The following is a 20,429-nucleotide window of genomic DNA, read 5'->3' on the forward strand; positions in this document are numbered from 1 at the left end:
AACTCCAAAACATTAATCTGCAAAAGGCAGATAGATATTAAATTCAGTATGGCCAGGCCAGCTATCGCAGTCTATATAACCGTCGTGCTGATCTATGAGCGTTTGTGCGATTGAAAGCCCTAGCCCTGAGCCACCTTCTTTGTTGGTGATCATCGGGTAAAACAATGTTTCGCGAACGCTAGGGTCTATGCCTGGTCCATTATCAGAAACCTGGATCAACAAGGCTTTTTTAGGGGCTTTTCCGGGGCGGCGATACTGATGATTAATGCGGGTTTTTATTTTTATTTCACCGCCATCAACTAACGCCTGTTGAGCATTGCGTACAATATTAAGTACAACTTGCTGAACCTTGCCTTGGTCAATAAACACATCAGGGATACTTGGGTCGTAATCTTTAACTAGACTAATATTTTTACAATTATCTAATGTGCTTAATTTAACAACCGACTCAAGTGTTTGATGAATATTGCCATACGACTTTTGCGGAAGCTGATTTGGCCCAAGCAGCCTATCAACTAATTCGCGTAATCGGTCGGCTTGCTCAATTATAAGCTCAGCGCATTCGTCCCTTTCTTGTTGATCTACCTCATACTGCAATAACTGCGCCGCTCCGCGTATTCCCCCTAAAGGATTTTTAATTTCGTGAGCAAGCCCTCTAATTAAATTTCGTGCAGCTTGATATTGATGCATTTGGTTAGAGGCTTTGTCGTGTTTTATTTCTTCATCGGTTTTACGGCACTCAAGTAAAATATAGCGTTCGTTTTTAAACTTAACTTGGCGTGATGTAATGGCTATTTTTGCATGGCGAGAATCTATAAAGACCACGTCAGCTCTGTGCTGGCTGCAATCTACACCATCAACAAGTGAGTACTGGGCTATGCGCTCTAAATCCACAGAATGGTAATTAAATAAGCTGTTAAAGGTTTGCCCAATAATGCGCTTTTTACCCAAGCCGAGTAGTTCGCTGGTGCTGGTGTTGGCATAAACAAGGGTAAAACTTTTATCAAGTAACATGACCGATGTAGTTTGATTTTGCCAAATGGCATTGAGAAGTTCAGGGCTAAAATTTTGTTCGTTTGACATCTTTGCACCACTTTAGTGCGTTAATATTTGCAAGCAAGTTTTAATCAGTAAATACTGCTGCGCTAATTTTGCTTCATGAGACATTGTACTTAGTTTACAGCCTTTCTTTGCATCACAAAGGTACTGGGCTGACTGATAGCAATGGCTTGATTTTGTTTATTATAAAGTTTGAGATACAAAGTATGAGCTCCGTTTTCTACATCCCGTATGGCAAACGTTGATAAATCGCTTGCGGGCCCATAAGCGTTACCGTTTAAAAATAGCTGTATGGTAAAGCCAGCTTCAAAACGCGGTGTTATGCGGCTTGTTACGTACACCGAGCCGGTGTTTTCGCGTACGGTTTGGTTATGTGTAGGCGACGATATCATAATTTGAAAACGGTTAGGGTGCGTTGGCTGTGGTGAACCAGGGGTGTGTTTATCGGTCTCAGACAGGGTAAGATCTTGGCTGCTTAGTTTTATTTCGTGCGCGCCACTACGTGGTGTATCTGAGAACACTAAAACACCATTTTTATCTTTCCAAGCATAAATTTTCTTATTGCCTGCATAACTATAAATGCTTAATCCTAAAGCAAAAAATAGTAATAATATCCTGTAATTCACATTGCTACCCTGCATATTTTGTAATTACATAACTTTAGTGGAGATAACCCTAATTTACCATAAAAAAAAGCCCGCTGAGCGGGCTTGAGAACACACATTTATTATCTTATCGATAATTTTGTCTACGGCGTATTAAACGCTGTAGTACATTTCAAACTCAACTGGGTGAGTTGTCATGTTAAGTTTTTCAACTTCTTGAGATTTAAGTGCAATGTAAGCATCGATTAAATCATCAGTGAATACGCCACCTTGCGTTAAGAATTCACGGTCAGCACTAAGTGCTTCTAGCGCTTCATCTAGTGAAGATGCAACTTGTGGAATTTCTGCTGCTTCTTCTGCTGGTAGGTCGTATAAATCCTTGTCCATAGCATCGCCAGGGTGGATCTTGTTTTTGATACCGTCAAGGCCAGCCATAAGCATTGCAGAGAAAGCAAGGTATGGGTTAGCAGTTGGATCTGGGAAGCGTACTTCGATACGACGACCTTTTTCAGATGGTACTACTGGAATACGGATTGATGCAGAACGGTTACGTGCAGAGTATGCAAGCATTACCGGTGCTTCAAAACCTGGTACTAAACGTTTGTACGAGTTAGTTGAGGCATTTGCAAACGCATTGATTGCTTTAGCGTGCTTAATAATACCGCCAATGTAGTAAAGTGCATCTTCAGAAAGACCACCGTACTTATCACCAGCAAAAAGGTTAACACCGTCTTTTGCTAAAGATTGGTGACAGTGCATACCAGAACCGTTATCGCCTACAACAGGCTTAGGCATAAATGTGGCCGTTTTTCCGTAAAGGTGAGCCATGTTATGAATAACATATTTCATCTCTTGGATTTCATCCGCTTTTAATACCATTGTATTAAAGCGAGTTGCGATTTCGTTTTGACCTGCTGTTGCAACTTCGTGGTGATGCGCTTCTACTACTTGGCCTAGTTCTTCAAGTACTAAACAAGTAGCTGAACGCCAATCTTGTGAAGAGTCAACTGGTGAACATGGGAAGTAACCACCTTTAACACCTGGGCGATGACCTGTGTTACCACCTTCGTAGTCTTTATCTGAGTTCCATGCTGCTTCAACAGCATCAATTTTGTACATAGAACCTGACATATCTGACTTGTATTTAACATCATCAAATAGGAAGAATTCTGGCTCAGGGCCAAATAAAACTGTATCTGCGATACCGGTAGATTTCATGTACTCTTCAGCGCGTTTAGCAACTGAACGAGGGTCACGCTCGTAACCTTGTAGTGTAGATGGCTCTACAACATCACAACGCACGATTAGCGTAGCTTCTTCTGTGAATGGGTCTAATTTTACTGAATCAGCTACTGGCATAAGTACCATGTCTGACTCGTTAATGCCTTTCCAACCTGCAATTGAAGAGCCGTCGAACATTTTGCCGTCTTCAAAAAAATCTTCATCTACTTGGTGATGAGGAATAGAAACATGTTGTTCTTTACCTCTAGTATCAGTAAAGCGTAAATCAATGAACTTAACGTCATTTTCTTTAATAAAATCTAAAACCGATTGTGACATGTGTCCTCCAACTGTTGGGTTTTATTATTGCTGCATTAAATGCTTTGGTTTTTAGTAAGCCGATTTTATGCCATTATTTTAACTTGCTGTTTATTAAGTTAAAAATTATGGTTGCACAAAAGCGGTCATGCGCTTTGCACTTTTGTGGTGCGTAAAATATCCACATTGGTGCAAAAATTTCACGCTCGATTCTGCACGTATTTTAATCACCTAAATCAGCTTAACTTAAATAGTAAATAGTGCCAAAGCAATCAACAAATTAGCTAAAAAACGACAATTTATGTAATTTGTCGAAATTTATTTCATATAATTGTCATATAAAAAACAGATACTTAGTAAAAGTATTAAGAAAGTTTTTAAAATTGTATTGGATAAACTTTCATCCATGTCATTAATGAGGGATAATATGCGCCCTTTTAAATCCTATGCTGGGACATCTGGTGAAAACGCAGATGAGTGCGTAGATCTTGCAGGATCAATGAGAATAAACTTCTCTGAGTAAAAATATGAGCATCGAACAGTTAAGAAATATAGCGATTATCGCGCACGTTGACCACGGTAAAACGACATTGGTTGACAAACTACTTGAGCAATCAGGTACATTAGAAACACGCGGCGGTAACGAAGAGCGTGTGATGGACTCAAACGACATTGAGAAAGAACGTGGTATTACCATTTTGGCTAAAAACACAGCCATTTCTTGGAAAGACTACCATATCAATATCGTAGATACCCCGGGACACGCCGATTTTGGTGGTGAAGTTGAACGCGTACTTTCGATGGCTGACTCAGTATTATTACTTGTTGATGCTCAAGAAGGTCCAATGCCGCAAACGCGTTTCGTAACGCAAAAAGCATTCGCGCAAGGCTTAAAGCCAATTGTTGTTATCAACAAAATCGACAAGCCAGGTGCACGTCCTGATTGGGTTATGGATCAAATCTTTGATTTATTCGACAACCTTGGTGCAACTGACGAACAGCTAGACTTTAAAGTAATCTACGCTTCAGCAATCAACGGTTGGGCTACACTAGATTTAGACGAGCCGTCTGACAACATGGAACCTATGTTCCAAATGATCGTTGACGAAGTATCACCACCGGATGCAGATCCTGAAGGTGACTTCCAAATGCAGATTTCTCAGCTTGATTACAACTCTTATAAAGGTGTAATCGGTATTGGCCGTATCAAACGTGGTTCTGTTGTGCCTAACCAGCAAGTAACGATTGTTAGTGCTGATGGCTCTACGCGTAACGGCAAAATTGGTTCAGTACAAAGCTACCTAGGTCTTGAGCGTATCGAAACAGATAAAGCTTACGCTGGTAACATTGTAACGGTAACAGGTCTTGGCGAGCTTAAGATTTCAGATACTGTTTGTTGCCCTAACAACGTTGAAGCATTACCACCACTAAGTGTTGATGAGCCAACAGTAACAATGACGTTCTCTGTAAATAACTCTCCTTTCTGTGGTAAAGAAGGTAAGTTTGTAACATCACGTAATATTCGTGAGCGTTTAGACAAAGAATTAGTACATAACGTTGCACTTCGTGTTGCAGATACTGACAACCCAGATAGCTTCCGCGTATCGGGCCGTGGTGAATTACATCTTGGTATCTTAATCGAAAACATGCGTCGTGAAGGTTATGAGCTAGCTGTATCTCGTCCAGAAGTAATCTTACGCACTGTTGATGGCGTATTAGAAGAACCGTACGAAACACTAACAATTGACTGTGAAGAAGAGCATCAAGGTTCTATCATGGAGCAAATTGGTCTTCGTAAAGGTGAACTTACTGATATGGCACCAGATGGTAAGGGCCGTATGCGTTTAGACTTTATGATCCCAAGCCGTGGCTTAATCGGTTTCCAAACTGAGTTCATGACGTTAACTTCAGGTTCTGGTTTACTTTACCATACATTCGATCACTACGGTCCGCACAAAGGTGGCGAGCTAGGTGTTCGTAAGAACGGCGTAATGATTGCAAATGCTACAGGTAAAGCACTTACTAACGCATTATTTAACTTACAAGAGCGTGGTAAATTATTCATCGGTCACGGTGTTGAAGTTTACGAAGGTATGGTTATCGGTATTCATAGCCGCGATAACGACCTTACAGTTAACGCCCTTAAAGGTAAGCAACTTACTAACGTTCGTGCATCTGGTACAGATGAAGCACAAACATTGACGCCACCATTGAACTACACACTTGAGCAAGCGCTTGAGTTCATCGATGATGACGAGTTAGTAGAAGTAACACCTGAGAACATTCGTATTCGTAAGCGTCACTTAACTGAAAGTGAGCGTAAGCGTGCGGGTCGTGCTCCAAAATCATAATCTATTAATTTAGAGTAATGGTTTAAAAGCCGCTGTATTGCAAAATACAGCGGCTTTTTTGTGGGTTAAAACAAGAGTTTTCAGCTATAAGTTATCAGCGGTCAGTATAGAACGGCGCAGCTAAATAGGCTGGTTTAAGCTGAAAGTCAGTAGGCTATATAAACCTGCAACAATGCATAGTGGTAGTGCGTATTGGTAGAGTGTTTTTTCGTTGGGTTTCGCTGCGCTCAACCCAACCTACTTCTCAACTATTTATTAGTAGTTACTTTTTGGCAGTAGCGTGATTTTTTCCAAATATCTCAGTGTTTATAGTTCGTTCTATAGTGAAACTGCCACAGTGTATTTATCTCTAAAAGCGCAGCGCCTCTTATCCTCTTTGTGAATAATTCACTTAAAAAATATTTGCACAAAGAGAAGTAAAAGAGTCAAAGCTTAATCAATCGATAATGCAAAGCATCTGTCATTGTTGGTAGGGTATTTTTTCGTTGGGTTTCGCTACGCTCAACCCAACCTACATCTCAACTATTTATTAGTGGTTACTTTTTGGAAGTAGCGTGATTTTTTCCAAATACGTCAGTGTTAGTAGTTCGTTCTATAGTGAAACTGAAACAATGTATTTATCTCTAAAAGCGCAGCGCCTCTTATTCTCTTTGTGAATAATTTACTTAAAAAATATTTGCACAAGGAGAAGGGAATGAGAAGTAAAAGAGTCAGAGCTTAAACAATCGATAATGCAAAGCATCTGTCATTGTTGGTAGGGTATTTTTTCGTTGGGTTTCGCTACGCTCAACCCAACCTACTTCTCAACTATTTATTAGTGGTTACTTTTTGGCAGCAGGGTAATTTTGCCAAAGACATCTGCGTCTATAAAACCGCGGTTTCTGTCGCCATTGACTGGCTGTACTTCGTGAGAGCCCATAAAGTGCTCGCGTACTTCGCTGCCATCGTTATCGCAATACGCGAGCATAAAGCCAATGACTTGTTTTTCATTAAGCGTAATGGGCGTGTTTACAGCGCCTTCTTGGTAATCGTTAGGGTAGAGCTTTATAGCAACTTCCCAGGTGATGTTATAAGGGGCTTGGGTATTACGCTTCCAGTTACTTGTTAAGTGGTCGGTGTATAAATGGGCTTTTTTATCGGGGCCGTAATCGGCGGCTTGGTTATCAAGGCCGATGTGATATGCCAACGCGGTATGGTTAAATTGGTGAATACCACCTGAGGCGTCGCTATCGATAAAAATTTCCAGCGCATCGTCATCCCAATATTTTACGGTCGGGTCTGGATGCGTATCAATAAGTACATCGTCAGTTATATCCGCTTGTAAATACAGGTAGTTTTTATCCCACAGCAGGCGGTAGCGGCCTTTAAAGTCGGCATCTGATGAGGGCAAGGTGCCATCCATTAAATGCGGCATATCATGCCACGTTGCTTTATCCCATGCGCTTTCAGATACGCCATCGATAGTAATAGGGGTCGATGTGTGCGCTACATCAATGGCCATTACTGGGGCGCTTAATAAACAGCTTAAAGCTAATGCGTGTTTTTTCATTAATTTCTCAATGTTAATATGTATTTAGATATAACAATCATCCTAAAGCAGTTCAGCAATGAGTTACAGTGAAATACTTTCGCCTTCGTTTAAAATATATAAAGGTGTGGTTGAAGCCATTTTATTGTGCATATGTAGCAACCTTAGCAGTGCTGAATGGCTTGTCCGGTCGCCCATTTTCCAGCTTGAGTTACCATAGCCCCACGGTATCATTACTTTACAGTTAAGGTCACTAGCTGCGTTTACAGCATCCTCTGGTGTGGTGTGTACATAACGATACCAAGTAGGGCTGTCTTCACTGTAATACGAGGCTATGGGCAGTAGGCATATGTCTATATCGCCATACTTTTGCTGAATATCTTTAAAGTGTTTTGAGTAGCCGGTATCGCCTGCAAAAAACACGGTACTGCCGTTTTGCTCAAGCAACCAGCCATTCCATAGGTCTTTATCGTTATCTTCGTAAATAAAGGGTACCAATACGCGGCTACTAAAGTGGTGCGCTGGTAGGGCATGAATCGTTAAATCATCAAGCTGTGTTTTTGCATACCAGGCCATTTCGCTAATGTTATAGCCACCAGTAGGGAAGTTGTCGGCCATACCTAATGGCGTTAAGTAGCGAGGTTGATTACCAAGCTCTTCTATATCGGCTTTATTAAAGTGATCGTAATGAATATGCGAGTACATCACTGCACTTAGGTTTTTAAGCTCGTTTTGTGTAAGCCAATCGCCGGGTTGCCTGTAAAACCCTGAGGCTAACCTAAAGGCTAAATCAACAGGTGAGTCGAACTGCTCTTTTACAGGATCAAATAGCACATGTTGTCCGTTAGGTGTGCGGATCATAAACCCAGCGTGCCCTAACCAGCGCACGGTAAAGCCCGTATTTAAATTAATTGGCTTTTGCTCAGCAATAAATTGGCAATCTTCAGCGTCTTGTTTGCATTGTAATTTAGGGCTTGACGGGTAGCAGTCGGTTTCGCAGGTGGTGGGGTAGGTTTTTTTGCCAGGGTAGAGGTTATAAAAGCGTCCTTTTCGCTCCCCTGTTTGATGCTGCGGTGTAAGCGTGTTTTCCCCTGCAATCACCTCAATGCGATTAGCAGTTTCGCAAGCGCTAAGCAATCCACAAATAAATACAAGGCTGGTGGTTTTTAGTTTCATTGTTGTTATCTATTAATATTTTTATAAAAGTATAACAACATCAAAAGATTAACAAATAGTTCAAAGGTAACAAAACGTAACAACAAAAAAGCCTGCAATATGCAGGCTTTGTTAGGCAGATTTTAATTGATTAGCCAGCGCTATTCATTTGCTCTATAAACTTGTTTGAATCGGCAATTGATTTATTCATGTCGTTCATCAGTACTTGAATATCACGCTTTAAATTAGTGAATTCGCCTTTAATAGCGGCAACCGCTTGTGCGTTTAAGTTATGCTTTAGGTACAGTACGTTATCTTGTAAAGACGATAGCACTGGCTCCATTTTGCTTTCTGCACTGCGCATAGAGCGAAGTAACTGGCTAAATTGGCGTTGTGTAGCCGCTAGCTTTTTACTGCTTTCGCGCTTAAGCGACGTGCTTTTGTATTGCTCAAGTTCATCGCTCCATTCATCAAATAAAGCTTCTGCTACATCTTCAACTTTATTAATATTGCTCGACACTTCATTAGCGGCTGCTAAGCTCGACTCATAATCGTCATTAAGTTGATTGTAGGCATCTTGTAACTCGCCGCCATCAAAATTAATTAAAGTCGTTAGGCGCTCAAGTGCTGATTGAAATTCTTCTTGCGATTCTTCTTGTGAATCTTTGGTCTCTTCTACGCGGTCAATAAGAATGTCGCGCTTATGTACACCTACTTTTTCCATTGCAGAATAATAGGCCGACTGACAGCCCGATAAAGTAAGCGTAATGGCCAGTACCGAGGCGCTAAGTAATGTTTGTTTTTTCATTTGGATCCCTATTTACCAGTTAGTGCTGTAAATTATGGTGCTGATTGCTATCATAATCAAAATTCGATTAGCACAAGTCAATTGTATGAATGATAAGCTCTCCCTTTATAAACAGCAAGCTATCTCCTTTTTAAGGCAACAGCCAAGCTGGTGGATGCAGTACGTTAACCGCTGTATAGACGATCAAATTACAGTGAATGCAGGCTACCTTGCCTATGTTACTTTGCTTTCTTTAGTGCCTTTGATAGCGGTAGGCGTGGCAATATTTTCGGCCTTCCCGGGGTTTGAGTCGACCCGCATAGCCATAGAAAGCTTTTTGTTTACTAACTTTGTACCTACCTCATCTGATGTGATTAAAGAGCATATAAGCTCCTTTGCTGGCAATGCGAACCAAATGACCGCGGTGGGTATTGGCTTTTTAGCGGCGATTGCATTGCTGCTTATACGTAATGTTGATGCCACGCTTAATCGCATTTGGCGTATTAAGAAAAAACGCCCCATGATGATCTCTTTTGCGGTTTATTGGATGGTATTGAGCTTAGGCCCCGTACTACTGGGCGCAAGTATTGGTGTTACATCGTATATTGTTTCGTTAGTGTCGTTTGCCGATCAGGGCATTCCTGGGTTTAGTGGCTTTTTGTTAAAGCTGGTGCCTTATGGCTTTTCGATGATTGGCTTTTTAATGTTATACACTTTAGTACCTAACACGCCTGTATCTATTCGGGCTGCGCTACCGGGGGCTCTTTTTGCGGCAGTATTATTTGAGCTGACTAAAAAAGGCTTTGCGCTTTATATTAGCCACTTTCCATCGTACGAAGTAATTTATGGCGCTGTTGCGACCATTCCTATTTTATTTGTGTGGGTGTATTTGTCGTGGGTGGTGGTGTTATTAGGGGCCGAATTTACCGCCTGTATAAGCCCTAATCATGTACCACAAACACCAGAAATAGACATTGATGAAGAACTAAAAACAGAGGAACGCAGTTAAATGCAAGGCTTAATACAACGTGTAAAAAGTGCCAAAGTAGAAGTTGATAACCAAGTTATAGGTGAAATTGGCCAAGGTATTTTATTGTTACTCGGTGTTGAAAAACCAGACGATGAGCAAGCCGCCGACAAGCTGTTGCATAAGGTAAGTAATTACCGAATATTTACCGATGAAAACGACAAAATGAACTTAAGCCTAAAAGATATAGACGGTGAGTTACTCGTGGTGTCGCAATTTACATTAGCGGCTGATACTAAAAAAGGCATGCGGCCAAGCTTTTCATCGGCAGCCACACCTAGCCAAGCTAACGCGCTTTACGAGTACTTTGTAACTCAAGCTAAAGCGCAGGGTATTAGCGTGGCAACGGGAGAGTTTGGCGCCGATATGCAAGTGAGCTTGTGTAACGATGGGCCTGTTACGTTTAACTTATCGGTTTAATTACCAGCTTTGGTAACAATACTAATATGATTCACAAAGCCCGCAATTTTATGCGGGCTTACTTTTACGCCAAACACATTAAATAGTAACTGCTGTAACTGAATTAACTGCGACTCATGTTGCGACAAAAAGTTTATAAATAGCGTGCCACCTGCGTTTAGCGCATCGTATATTTTTTGATAAAAAGCGCGTTCAAACAAAAATCGAGGTGCATCTATCTGGCTAAATAAATCAAGAATAATCCAGTCATGGTTATGTGCCTTGCTAAGTACATTTTGCGCATCATCACACTGCACGTCACTTTGGTTTTTAAGAGCGAAAAAATCTGTATAGCAGGCAATTATATCTGCATTTTTTTCAACTGATGTTACGTGTGCCTGCGGGTAAGTGTATTGTAAGTAATTACGTATAGCGCCACCGCCAAGGCCAAGTTCTAACACATGATTTGGTGGTGCTAAGGTTTGCCACTGCTTAGCTAAATAGGTTAAATGTGGAAATAGTAAGCGCTGTGGATTGTTAAGCTCTATCACCGATTGCAACGTATCGTTAATTAGCAGCCAGCGAAGCTGACCGGATTGGCGAACCTGTATGTGATCGCCTGCATATTTATGCCAGTAAACTAGTCGCCCAATATCTTGGCTGTGACTAATAAAGTGGCTACTCACTACACCCGTTGAAGGGTTTATAAAATCGCTCATAACATTAAGGGCCTGTTGACCTTTCAGGATTAAAGTTTGTTCAATCTAGGGGCGATTTAATCGCGGCGCGAGATTTGTAACCTAGTGGGCTAGGTAACTGCTCCTGCGTTACTCTACTGGCTTATATCCATGTAGGCAACAAAGAGTAAATTCCCCCAAGGCAGAACCCTTCGCTCAGTGCATGTTCAATCTCTAAAGGCCCAGCATAAACTAGCTGATGCGATGGGTAAAACAGTTATTTTTTCGCTTGCTTACCAAAGTCGTATTGGCAGTGTTTAAAAGATGGAGTATGGTATTTGCCATAATAATTCCAACCAACTTAATCTTTAATTTTCTAATGTAAAAACCAATGTGCAGGTTAAAGAGTTATTCAGTTGGATTACATGCCGTAGCCTTTATTTTTATTTACGGCAAAACAACAGGAGTATATATGTTTCAAGTAACTACACCGCAGAGCAGCGAAGACTGGCAAGCGTACTATCAATTACGTTGGGAAGTACTACGTGCGCCTTGGAATGAGCCTCGTGGCTCTGAACAAGATGATATGGAACAAGACTCAGAGCATCGCTTTATAAAAAATAACAACGGTGATGTGCTTGGTGTGGCCCGTTTACATTTTAACAACCATGAACAAGCGCAAGTACGTTACATGGCCGTAGCCGAAGGCAACCGTAATCAACATATTGGTAGCCGTTTATTACATGAGCTTGAAAAAATAGCATGGACGCAAAATGCAGGCGAATTAGTGTTATTTGCTCGCGAGCGTGCGCTTGAGTTTTATAAGCGCCACGGCTACGAGCTAAAAGAAAAAGCCCACTTAGCGTATGGCGATGTACAACATTTCAAAATGATTAAGCAAAAGCCTAGTGAGCCGGGTTGGTTTCGCCACCCTGATTGGACGCAAGTACTGCAAAATATTTGGCGTGAATCAATCCCAATTAGTGATGCAATGGGTATAAAAGTAGAAAGTTACACAGATTGGCAGTTTACAACGCGTGCTGATTTAGACGCTAACTTAAACCTACACAACACTATGTTTGCAGGCTCTATATACAGCTTAGCAACCTTAACCGGTTGGGGCGCAACGTACTTAGCGCTTAAAGAGGCAGGGCTTGAGGGCAATATTGTATTAGCCGATGCCACTATAAAATACTTAAAACCACTTAATACCGACCCACGCGGTTGTGTTGATGTGCAAACCTGTAAAGGTAAGCTCAGTGAGCTGGAAACAACAGGCAAAGCAAGCTACGTAGTACCTGTTACTATATTTGATGGCAGCGATGTTGTTGCAGAGTTTGAAGGGGTGTTTGCCGTTAAAAAATAACGAGTAACGCTTTAATAAAAAAGCCAAGCACTTTATAAAAGGGCTTGGCTTTTTTTATGGTGTATTAATAAATTAGAGTAAATCGGTAAGTAATATACCTACACCAATACGCTCTACATCAGCGTTATAATCAATTAGGCTCTCACCGTAACCGTTAAAGTATTGCGCGTAGCCACGTAAACGACCCCAAAGCGGGAATGACCAATCTAGTTGAAGTGCACCACGGTTATCTGAATTTAAATTGTTACGAGTCATAAAGCTAAACTCGTGATCGTGATATCGATACGCCCCGCCAAATTCAAAGTAACCCATGTATTTGTAAATATCTGGATTGTCGTCGCCATCGGCTTCTAATATATTGTCTTTTTCATCCTCAGCAATGCGATACCAAGGTTTAAAGCTAAATACAAAACCGCTCTTTTCCCATATAAAATCGGCGTAAATTCGGTTCCATGAACGAGAGTTTGGCTGGCTGCGGCCATTAGATTGGTGCGAAATACCCAGCGCTATGGCCATTTCGTCGCCCCAAAGTACGTTTTCTTGGTCTAGGTAGTTTACCCAAAATATTTCTGGTTCGTAGTTGGTTTCACGAAACGGAGAAGAAATCTCTGAGTTATAAATTTGCCAATACGACTGCAAGGTAAAGCCAAAAAATATGGCTTGGTCGTCATCTGCAAAATCATCGTACAGTGGCACTTTAATAGAAAGCTGGTATTTAGCCTCTAGGTTATCAAGGGGTTCGCCATTTTCTTCATCTGTTAGCTCGTCAAAGCCATCAAACGGGCGATCGTTAGGGTGCGAGACATACGATAAAGGTAAAATGTAGTTACGTTTATGCGGCGTAATTACGTTACGATTTTTTTTGCTTACCTCTTCGCGAGCCTTGCGTTTATCAAGTGCGGTAAGTTGTTTGTTTTCTTCAAGGGCGGAGCATTTTGTGCGCAGCTCGTCTAAGGTTTGCTTACCATCGCCACCAATTACTTCATTTAAAATACATTGCTTAACTAGCTCTATGTCGTTGTCTTGTTCATTTTTTTTAACCTCTTGTTGGGCAAAAGAGGGTGTGCTAAGTAAAGCCGTAACTGCAATCCAATAACGCCAGCTCATTGTTTATTCCTTTGAGAGTAAGGTAGATTTATAAATTATAACGTGTTTTTACATTTGTAACGGTGAACTTTCACTGAATTTACACTTATTTGATTACCTTACGTTTACACCGTTATCACAGATCAAAAAAAGCGGCATATAGCCGCTTATATTGTAAGTTAGTTAACTTACTCTCACGCAATGAGAAGGGGGAGTTATAGCGCGGTGCGTTATAACTCAAATACGTTAGTAAAAAACTTATAAAGTTCAGTACCTTGGTTTACGCTTGCTGAGGCAAAATGCAAAATAGCAATTGCATCGCAATCAAGGCTTAATGTTTGTAGGGGCTGCTCAGTTAAATAGCGCTCCATGCGCAATATATGGGCTATTGGCTCACCTGCCTTTATGAGTGCGCCTAATGGGGCAACATATTCAACCATGCCGCCAATCGGCGCATAATAAGCAAAGTAGTCACCTAAATGGCACGCATAACGGGTCATCTGCTTAGGTTGATGCGCTGCATCTACTAATACATTTTTATGGTTCAAATAGCTTAAAATGCTGTTTGCATCGTCAAAGGCGGCTGCTAAATCTATTTTTTCTTGGCTGCCTAGCTCTACTGTAAAGGCCTCAACCTGTACATTGAAGTCCCTGCCTTGCGCACTAAGTGCATCACTTAGATGCCACCATGGGCAAAAGCTAGCTTCATCCATTGCGCCATCAAAGTCGCTTGGAATAAGCAGTACGTGTTCAATATTAAAATAACGTGCGCTGTCGCACGCATACGTTGGACAGTACAGATGCTTACTTGAAATAGGCCCCGTGTGTAAGTCGAGCACGATATCGGCTTGATGCGCAAGCTTTTGCAGGTTAAGCGCAATGCGTTTACCGGTATTGAGCAAGTAAGCTGGGCCATTAAGTTTGGCATCTATTTCATCAAGCAGGGCTTTTTTAAAGTTACTTTTTAAAGCTGCATCGTCGTACTGGCTATGCTCGTGTGCAAACTGGGTAACTAAATCACTATTGTAGTGATACATACGGTTCCAGTTAGTGCCAGTAATAGGGTCGAATCGGCCAAGGGTAAATTCCCCTGACTTTTGATTACAACCAATAGGGTTAGCATAAGGTACTAAGGTAATGTCGCCTTTTAAATTGAGCTGTTTTAACTGCTCTAGCAGCTGAAAAATAACCGCGTTACCTTGTACCTCGGCGCCATGCATATTGGCTTGAATATACACGCTTGGCCCGCTGCCATCGCCTTTTAAGCGATACACCGGAATAGTTAGGGGCAAGCCGTTTGCTACTTCCCCTACTATAATGTTTTCTTGGCTAATGGGTGTTGTTATGCTCATGTTTATTACCTTAAGTAGTGACTGGCATCTTCTGCTTGGCGCACACACGTGAACTCGCCATTTTGTAACACGTATTCTGCAGCTAGTTCATGGCATAAAAAATAGGGCATGCTTTCGGTAAAACCATAGGCACCACATTGGCTAAACACCAGCCAGTCTTGCTCGTTTAAATCGCTTGGTAGGGTATGCTCGCCTAAGCAATCAAGGGCAGTACATAATGGGCCATATAAGCTCATTGCTTGTTCTGGCGCTGTTGATTCGCGCAGTAACGCCGCAGGAAAATCTTGGCTTGTAACAGCAGGGCGCAATAAGTGGTTAATACCACCGGTTAAAATAACTTGCTGTTGCCCGTAGTTTTGTTTGCACTCAACGACGGGGTTCGCGTAATGACCGCATTCGCCTACAGCGTAACGGCCAAGCTCCATCCAAAGCTCGTCTACACCCGCATCTTTTTTAATTTTTGCCAGCGCGGTGATTAATCCATCCCACTCAAGTGTTGCATCGTTTGGTGTGTAAGGAATACCTAAACCGCCGCCTAAATCTAAAATTTTAAGGTTTATATTTAAGTTATTAGCCAAGGTGGTAAGCGGTGCAATCATCTGTGACCACAGCTCGCTTAGCTTTTGTGTGCTAAGCATGTTGCCCCACTGAAAAATATGTAGGCCATCAAAATTAAGTGCTGGGTAATCGCCAGTATTGAGCGCTTGCCATTCATCGCAACCAAGCCCAAACGGAGTAAGGCTGTCACCCCCTAGTGGGTTTTTTTCACCTTCTGGCCAGCGTAATTGCACACGCAGTAATACTTGCAGCTGCGTATTTTGCAGCTGCGCTTGCTGGTTTAACCAACGTACTTGATTGAGGCTTTCGGCAACAAAAATACGCACGCCGCGCTCAATAAAGTGTTTAATTTGTTTAGGGCTCTTTGCAGGCCCTGTGTTGAGCACGCGCTGTGAACTAATACCTTGTGCAAGGACTTGTTCAAGCTCACCTTTACTTGCTACGTCAAAGTTAAATCCGGCGCTGTCTAGGCATTGAATAACCTTAGAAAGCGGATTGGCTTTTACCGCATACCAAAGCTTTACATCGGTTTGCGCAACTAAACGGGTAAGGTGTGCGTTTAGTTTGTCTAAGTCGTAAACAAAAAAAGGTGTATCAAGTTGCTGAGTAAGTGTATTTACGGCGGCCTTGATAGGCGTGCTCAAAAAGCTCATTATCGTAAAACCTCTTCTAGCAATAACGATGCATCGCTTTGCTCGTCGCGGTATTTAACAATGAGTGCACACGACATGCTTAGGCCTTGCTCACGAGCCCATTCGTTAGACGCAGGGCGAGAGCCTGGTATTACAATAGCGTACTCTGGAATTGGCTCGCCTTTATCTAGCTGGCGCTCGTTAACACAGTCGTAAACCGGAATAGTGGCAGATAAACGCACACCTGGTGCAAGTACAGCGCCTTTTTTAACCACTACGCCTTCAACAATGACACAACCTGCGCCAATAAACGCATCGTCTTCAACCACGACTGGGCTTGCCCCAATTGGCTCAAGTACACCACCAAGTTGAACAGCTGCGCTTAAATGTACATTTTTACCAACTTGTGCACACGAACCCACTAATGCGTGGCTATCAACCATAGTGCCTTCGTCGATGTATGCGCCAATATTTACGTACGCTGGTGGCATAATAATAGTGCCTTTAGCTACGTAGGCACCGCGGCGAACACTGGTGCCACCTGGTACCATACGCACGCCATCTTCAGTGCTAAATTCTTGTGGTGCAAGGTTGTGCTTATCAACAAACCCGCCTGCAAACTCGGTGTTAGTGCCATTTTTAAAGGCTTCTAAAATGCCTTGTTTTACTTCTACGTTAGCTTCCCATTGGCCGCTTTCGTTTTGTGATGCTGCGCGTACTGCGCCCGATTCTAAATTATTTAGTAGTTCTAACCAGCTCATTATAAAAACCTGTGTTTAATGCCAAGATAAAATGGTGTCGTTTGCAGTGGTAATGCAATCGGTTTGCGTTAACTCAAGATGCGTTAAAGGTGGACGCAACAGTGGGCTATTTAAACGCCCTTGCTGGTGCATTAGCACTTTAACGGGAATAGGGTTTGCTACAGCAAATAGGCTATTGATAGCGCGAGTCCACTGAGCAAATAAATTGGGGTGTTGACCGCTTAGGCTGCGCTTTACAAATTCATGTGTTTGCAAAGGCCATGCATTGGCCGCAACCGAGACTAAGCCTTTTGCACCTGCTTGGGCAAAGTAGGGCATAAGTGCATCGTCGCCACTGTATAGCGCTAAATTAGGCGCGGCTTGTCGGTATGCTTCAAATTGGGTGATGTTGCCACTGGCTTCTTTTAAAGCCCACAGTTTTGGGTGCGCTTTTAAGTTTTCAATGGTTTCGATAGGAATGCTTACACCGCTGCGCCCAGGTACGTTGTACAACATACACGGATGCACGCTTTCGTTTAATAAGCTTTCGTACCAATGTGTTTGACCTACAGCCCCTGGTTTTGCATAAAGAGGCGAGCCTAATAAGTAGCTGTGAATAGGTAATTGGTTACAGTAGCTAACCCATTCTTTTTGTTGGGCCAAATTACTACCACCAACAGCAACCATAAGCGGTACACTGGGTTTTAATTGGCACACGTGCTCAACAATGCCTTGCTGCTCTTTAAGCGTAAGGGCTAAGCCTTCACCTGTGCTACCGAGCAGTAAAATACCGTTGTGTGCCGCTTCTTGTTCGCTAACAAGTGTTGTGAGCGTGTCGTAGTCAACATTACCTTGTTGATCAAACGGCGTAACAAGCGCTGTCCACAGTGCGTAGTCGTCTAAATTGAAGTTGTGAATCATCTCTTACGAACCTATAAGGTGTTCGAGATATTAAGGAGGCTGTATGATGTGAGCCGCATTAACGTCGTTCGAACAGTATTCGAAGAGCGAATGGGCTTAAAATAATAGGGCGCACGGCCTTATTATTTAAGACCAGAAGCTCTCCACCAAACTAATAAGCTGTTTTAAAACAGCTATTGGTGACAGTCGCTAGGATTCAACCTAGACGCCCGAAGTAATTGCTTCGCAAAAGCGTTTACCTCTCGGCGGTATTCCCCTCACATATGCTCACTGGAGTTTGCGCTCCTAACATACGCTACCTGAATAACGCACCTCTTCTAGCCCTTTGTATTTTGTTTAACCGCAAAAGGTTTAACAAAATACAATTTAAATAGGGTAATTGCGGCGATTAAAACATTTTAGCCGTCTAGGTGTCAAGTTGCAGGATACAGATTAGTTCATCGAAAATGTGGGTGGTTACGTATTGGCTGCTTTTCTCGTAAACTAACCCTATGAGTAGTGATGAGGTATTTAATAAGTATGGAAAAATTTAGCGATATTTATAAGCGAGCAGTAGAGCGAAAAGGCTCTGAAAAAATGCTTAAGTTATTACTCGCAAAACCCTTATCTAAAAAAGCATTAAGCGCATTAAGTGACGACGACTGGCTTGAAGAGTTTACCCGTAAAGTATTTCAAAGCGGGTTTTACTGGTCGGTAATAAACAGTAAATGGCCAGGTTTTAGAGAGGTTTTTTGGCAGTTTAATGTTGATAAATTACTTATGATGCCGCCCGATATGCTCGAGCAAAAAGCAACTGATGAGCGCATTATTCGTAATTATAAAAAAGTAAAAACAATTCCTGAAAATGCCTACATGATCCACGAAATAGCTCAGCAACATGGCAGTTTTAGCCAGTTTGTAGCTAACTGGCCAAGCGATGACATTATTGGTTTATGGGCATATTTAAAAAAACAGGGTGCTCGGTTGGGCGGCAATACAGGCCCGTATGCCTTAAGAGCGCTTGGTAAAGATACTTTTTTACTTTCGCGAGATGTAGAAAGTTACCTAAGAGCGCACAAAATTATCGATGGCGGCCTGCAAACTAAAAAATCGCTCACTGCCGCACAGGCGTTTTTTAACGAAATGCAAAAGCAAAGTGGTTTGAGCCTGCAAGAACTTAGCTTAATTGTCGCTTACAGCGTGGGCGACAATCGCGTAGGCATAAGCCAACAAACAGAGGATTAACCATGAAACTAGTGCCAAGATACACAGACATAGCAGATAACTTCGCAATAGAGGATCAACCTTCAAGCGTTGCAGCTGCGCAATTACTTTTGTGGAACGAAGCGTTAGCACAGCAGTTTAATATAGATGTTGAGCCTGCGCTGCGCGCCAGTACTTTTGCTGGTAACGAGCCACAACCGGTAAATGCTGTAGCGCTTGGCTATTCTGGGCATCAGTTTGGGCACTTTTCGCCGCGCTTGGGTGATGGGCGAGCGCACTTACTGGGTGCTATCAGCGATGATAAAAATCAGCTGTGGGATATTCAGTTAAAGGGCTCAGGCGCCACGCCTTTTTCAAGAGGAGGCGATGGACGATGTGCACTAGGCCCCGCTATTCGCGAGTATATTATGAGCGAAGCTATGCACGGCTTAGGGATTAAAACCACGCGGTGTTTGGCTGTTGTCGGCACAGGTGAAGCTGTTTATCGTAATCCGCCGCAACCAGGCGCAATTGTTACCCGCTTAGCAAGTAGCCATATTCGCGTTGGCTCGTTTCAGTATTTAGCAACTCAAGGTGATGTAGAGGGATTAAAAAAATTAGCTGATGTAGCCATTGAGCGTCATTACCCAAGTATTCAATCAACAGGGGCTCAGCGCTATTTAGATTTTTTAGCAGCCGTTATAAATAGTCAGCTAGCGCTGGTTATTAGCTGGATGCGAGTAGGCTTTATTCATGGCGTTATGAATACTGATAATACCTTGATAAGCGGCGAAACTATCGACTACGGCCCGTGTGCAATGATGAATACCTTTGATTTTGATACCGTGTTTAGCTCAATTGATAAGCAAGGTCGCTATGCCTACGGTAATCAGCCAAATATTGTAAGTTGGAACTGCGCGCGTTTAGCCGAGAGCCTAATCCCGCTAATAGATGAAGATGACGAACAAGCTGTAAGTTTAATGACGCCGCTAATTAATCAGTTTTCTACGTTATTTAACGAGCAATATAATCAAATGTGGGCACAAAAATTAGGCTTAGCAGGTTATAACGAAGACGATGTAGAGCTTGTAAGTAAGTTATTATTGTTATTTCAAGAGCATAAGCTCGATTATACCAACACCTTTGATGCCCTAACCGAGTCACTAAAGGGTGGGAAAGTGCCAGATGAATTAACGCAATGGGCCATGTTATGGCAAAAAAGATGTGATGAAAACAGCTATAACCTAATGAGAGCGGCTAACCCAAGGGTTATACCGCGTAATCACATCGTCGAAGAAATACTTGCGCAATATAATCAACACGGCGAGAGCGAGCTGTTAAGCGACTTCTTAGCGGTGATGAGTAACCCATATGATAAAACAGCTAATTTAGCCCGCTTTCAAGAGACAGGTAAAGATGACAAGGGCTATCAAACTTTTTGCGGTACTTAAGTATTGTAATTAAT

Annotated in this window: 18 protein-coding genes and 1 riboswitch; of the genes, 6 read left to right on the forward strand and 12 right to left on the reverse strand. The window is 42.3% G+C overall.

Annotated features, from left to right (window positions below; all coding sequences use genetic code 11):
- Positions 1-12: 12 nt before the first annotated feature.
- The 3 genes from glnL to glnA form a co-directional block, all read right to left on the reverse strand.
- The gene (gene glnL / locus NQT65_RS15890) at positions 13-1,083 is read right to left on the reverse strand and encodes a nitrogen regulation protein NR(II) (RefSeq protein WP_004589452.1); all 1,071 of its coding nucleotides are present in this window, start codon (positions 1,081-1,083) and stop codon (positions 13-15) included.
- A gap of 89 nt (positions 1,084-1,172) precedes the next feature.
- Positions 1,173-1,685: a DUF4124 domain-containing protein gene (locus tag NQT65_RS15895; RefSeq protein ID WP_024031997.1), complete on the reverse strand. Its 513-nt coding sequence runs from the start codon at positions 1,683-1,685 to the stop codon at positions 1,173-1,175.
- 132 nt (positions 1,686-1,817) lie between these two features.
- Positions 1,818-3,224: a glutamate--ammonia ligase gene (gene glnA / locus NQT65_RS15900; RefSeq protein ID WP_024031998.1), complete on the reverse strand. Its 1,407-nt coding sequence runs from the start codon at positions 3,222-3,224 to the stop codon at positions 1,818-1,820.
- Between the two features lie 506 nt (positions 3,225-3,730).
- Between glnA and typA the strand changes: the two genes are divergently transcribed.
- Positions 3,731-5,554: a translational GTPase TypA gene (typA, locus tag NQT65_RS15905; protein ID WP_004589455.1), complete on the forward strand. Its 1,824-nt coding sequence runs from the start codon at positions 3,731-3,733 to the stop codon at positions 5,552-5,554.
- 814 nt (positions 5,555-6,368) lie between these two features.
- Here the strand turns inward: typA and NQT65_RS15910 are convergent.
- The 3 genes from NQT65_RS15910 to NQT65_RS15920 form a co-directional block, all read right to left on the reverse strand.
- Positions 6,369-7,103, reverse strand: a complete 735-nt coding sequence (locus tag NQT65_RS15910; RefSeq protein ID WP_024032000.1) for a CBM9 family sugar-binding protein — start codon at positions 7,101-7,103, stop codon at positions 6,369-6,371.
- Between the two features lie 63 nt (positions 7,104-7,166).
- On the reverse strand, positions 7,167-8,258 hold the full coding sequence (locus tag NQT65_RS15915) for an MBL fold metallo-hydrolase (RefSeq protein WP_256851526.1): 1,092 nt from the start codon (positions 8,256-8,258) through the stop codon (positions 7,167-7,169).
- A gap of 130 nt (positions 8,259-8,388) precedes the next feature.
- On the reverse strand, positions 8,389-9,045 hold the full coding sequence (locus NQT65_RS15920) for a DUF2959 domain-containing protein (protein WP_256851527.1): 657 nt from the start codon (positions 9,043-9,045) through the stop codon (positions 8,389-8,391).
- Positions 9,046-9,130: 85 nt separating this feature from the next.
- Here NQT65_RS15920 and NQT65_RS15925 point away from each other — a divergent pair, with 85 nt between their 5' ends.
- Positions 9,131-10,033 (forward strand): virulence factor BrkB family protein, encoded by a 903-nt coding sequence (locus NQT65_RS15925; protein ID WP_029773504.1) that lies wholly within the window; start codon positions 9,131-9,133, stop codon positions 10,031-10,033.
- Entirely contained in the window at positions 10,034-10,471 is a 438-nt protein-coding gene (gene dtd, locus NQT65_RS15930) for a D-aminoacyl-tRNA deacylase (RefSeq protein ID WP_256851528.1), read from the forward strand. It abuts the gene before it with no gap.
- On the opposite strand, the gene NQT65_RS15935 is transcribed toward dtd, so the two are convergent.
- Positions 10,468-11,169, reverse strand: a complete 702-nt coding sequence (locus tag NQT65_RS15935) for a spermidine synthase (RefSeq protein WP_256851529.1) — start codon at positions 11,167-11,169, stop codon at positions 10,468-10,470. The genes dtd and NQT65_RS15935 overlap by 4 nt on opposite strands.
- A gap of 430 nt (positions 11,170-11,599) precedes the next feature.
- Here NQT65_RS15935 and NQT65_RS15940 point away from each other — a divergent pair, with 430 nt between their 5' ends.
- Positions 11,600-12,493: a bifunctional GNAT family N-acetyltransferase/hotdog fold thioesterase gene (locus tag NQT65_RS15940; RefSeq protein WP_024032005.1), complete on the forward strand. Its 894-nt coding sequence runs from the start codon at positions 11,600-11,602 to the stop codon at positions 12,491-12,493.
- 72 nt (positions 12,494-12,565) lie between these two features.
- Here NQT65_RS15940 and NQT65_RS15945 read toward each other — a convergent pair whose 3' ends face one another.
- The 5 genes from NQT65_RS15945 to dapA form a co-directional block, all read right to left on the reverse strand.
- Entirely contained in the window at positions 12,566-13,600 is a 1,035-nt protein-coding gene (locus tag NQT65_RS15945; RefSeq protein WP_004588421.1) for a phospholipase A, read from the reverse strand.
- Between the two features lie 209 nt (positions 13,601-13,809).
- Positions 13,810-14,931: a succinylglutamate desuccinylase/aspartoacylase family protein gene (locus NQT65_RS15950; RefSeq protein ID WP_256851530.1), complete on the reverse strand. Its 1,122-nt coding sequence runs from the start codon at positions 14,929-14,931 to the stop codon at positions 13,810-13,812.
- Positions 14,932-14,936: 5 nt separating this feature from the next.
- Positions 14,937-16,142: a PLP-dependent decarboxylase gene (locus NQT65_RS15955; RefSeq protein WP_256851531.1), complete on the reverse strand. Its 1,206-nt coding sequence runs from the start codon at positions 16,140-16,142 to the stop codon at positions 14,937-14,939.
- Positions 16,142-16,882 carry a 2,3,4,5-tetrahydropyridine-2,6-dicarboxylate N-succinyltransferase gene (locus NQT65_RS15960; protein WP_054983375.1) on the reverse strand — a complete coding sequence of 247 codons (741 nt, stop codon included), beginning with the start codon at positions 16,880-16,882 and terminating at the stop codon, positions 16,142-16,144. The genes NQT65_RS15955 and NQT65_RS15960 overlap by 1 nt, the downstream gene beginning before the upstream one ends.
- 15 nt (positions 16,883-16,897) lie before the next feature.
- Complete coding sequence (gene dapA / locus NQT65_RS15965; protein WP_256851532.1) at positions 16,898-17,782, reverse strand: 4-hydroxy-tetrahydrodipicolinate synthase; 885 nt, start codon at positions 17,780-17,782, stop codon at positions 16,898-16,900.
- Positions 17,783-17,910: 128 nt separating this feature from the next.
- A riboswitch (Lysine riboswitch) is annotated at positions 17,911-18,107 on the reverse strand.
- Between the two features lie 194 nt (positions 18,108-18,301).
- Here dapA and NQT65_RS15970 point away from each other — a divergent pair.
- Positions 18,302-19,006, forward strand: a complete 705-nt coding sequence (locus NQT65_RS15970) for a DNA-3-methyladenine glycosylase I (RefSeq protein WP_256851533.1) — start codon at positions 18,302-18,304, stop codon at positions 19,004-19,006.
- 2 nt (positions 19,007-19,008) lie between these two features.
- Positions 19,009-20,415: a protein adenylyltransferase SelO gene (locus NQT65_RS15975; RefSeq protein WP_256851534.1), complete on the forward strand. Its 1,407-nt coding sequence runs from the start codon at positions 19,009-19,011 to the stop codon at positions 20,413-20,415.
- The last annotated feature ends 14 nt before the right edge of the window (positions 20,416-20,429 follow it).

It is taken from the genome of Pseudoalteromonas agarivorans, from assembly GCF_024518735.1.
GTDB lineage: Bacteria > Pseudomonadota > Gammaproteobacteria > Enterobacterales > Alteromonadaceae > Pseudoalteromonas > Pseudoalteromonas atlantica.

Bases quoted from the DNA above. Each gene is read 5' to 3' on its own strand.
- glnL (WP_004589452.1), bottom strand. From the start codon at position 1,083: ATGTCAAACGAACAAAATTTTAGCCCTGAACTTCTCAATGCCATTTGG.
- glnA (WP_024031998.1), bottom strand. From the start codon at position 3,224: ATGTCACAATCGGTTTTAGATTTTATTAAAGAAAATGACGTTAAGTTC.
- typA (WP_004589455.1), top strand. From the start codon at position 3,731: ATGAGCATCGAACAGTTAAGAAATATAGCGATTATCGCGCACGTTGAC.
- NQT65_RS15910 (WP_024032000.1), bottom strand. From the start codon at position 7,103: ATGAAAAAACACGCATTAGCTTTAAGCTGTTTATTAAGCGCCCCAGTA.
- NQT65_RS15915 (WP_256851526.1), bottom strand. From the start codon at position 8,258: ATGAAACTAAAAACCACCAGCCTTGTATTTATTTGTGGATTGCTTAGC.
- NQT65_RS15920 (WP_256851527.1), bottom strand. From the start codon at position 9,045: ATGAAAAAACAAACATTACTTAGCGCCTCGGTACTGGCCATTACGCTT.
- NQT65_RS15925 (WP_029773504.1), top strand. From the start codon at position 9,131: ATGAATGATAAGCTCTCCCTTTATAAACAGCAAGCTATCTCCTTTTTA.
- dtd (WP_256851528.1), top strand. From the start codon at position 10,034: ATGCAAGGCTTAATACAACGTGTAAAAAGTGCCAAAGTAGAAGTTGAT.
- NQT65_RS15935 (WP_256851529.1), bottom strand. From the start codon at position 11,169: ATGAGCGATTTTATAAACCCTTCAACGGGTGTAGTGAGTAGCCACTTT.
- NQT65_RS15940 (WP_024032005.1), top strand. From the start codon at position 11,600: ATGTTTCAAGTAACTACACCGCAGAGCAGCGAAGACTGGCAAGCGTAC.
- NQT65_RS15945 (WP_004588421.1), bottom strand. From the start codon at position 13,600: ATGAGCTGGCGTTATTGGATTGCAGTTACGGCTTTACTTAGCACACCC.
- NQT65_RS15950 (WP_256851530.1), bottom strand. From the start codon at position 14,931: ATGAGCATAACAACACCCATTAGCCAAGAAAACATTATAGTAGGGGAA.
- NQT65_RS15955 (WP_256851531.1), bottom strand. From the start codon at position 16,142: ATGAGCTTTTTGAGCACGCCTATCAAGGCCGCCGTAAATACACTTACT.
- NQT65_RS15960 (WP_054983375.1), bottom strand. From the start codon at position 16,882: ATGAGCTGGTTAGAACTACTAAATAATTTAGAATCGGGCGCAGTACGC.
- dapA (WP_256851532.1), bottom strand. From the start codon at position 17,782: ATGATTCACAACTTCAATTTAGACGACTACGCACTGTGGACAGCGCTT.
- NQT65_RS15970 (WP_256851533.1), top strand. From the start codon at position 18,302: ATGGAAAAATTTAGCGATATTTATAAGCGAGCAGTAGAGCGAAAAGGC.
- NQT65_RS15975 (WP_256851534.1), top strand. From the start codon at position 19,009: ATGAAACTAGTGCCAAGATACACAGACATAGCAGATAACTTCGCAATA.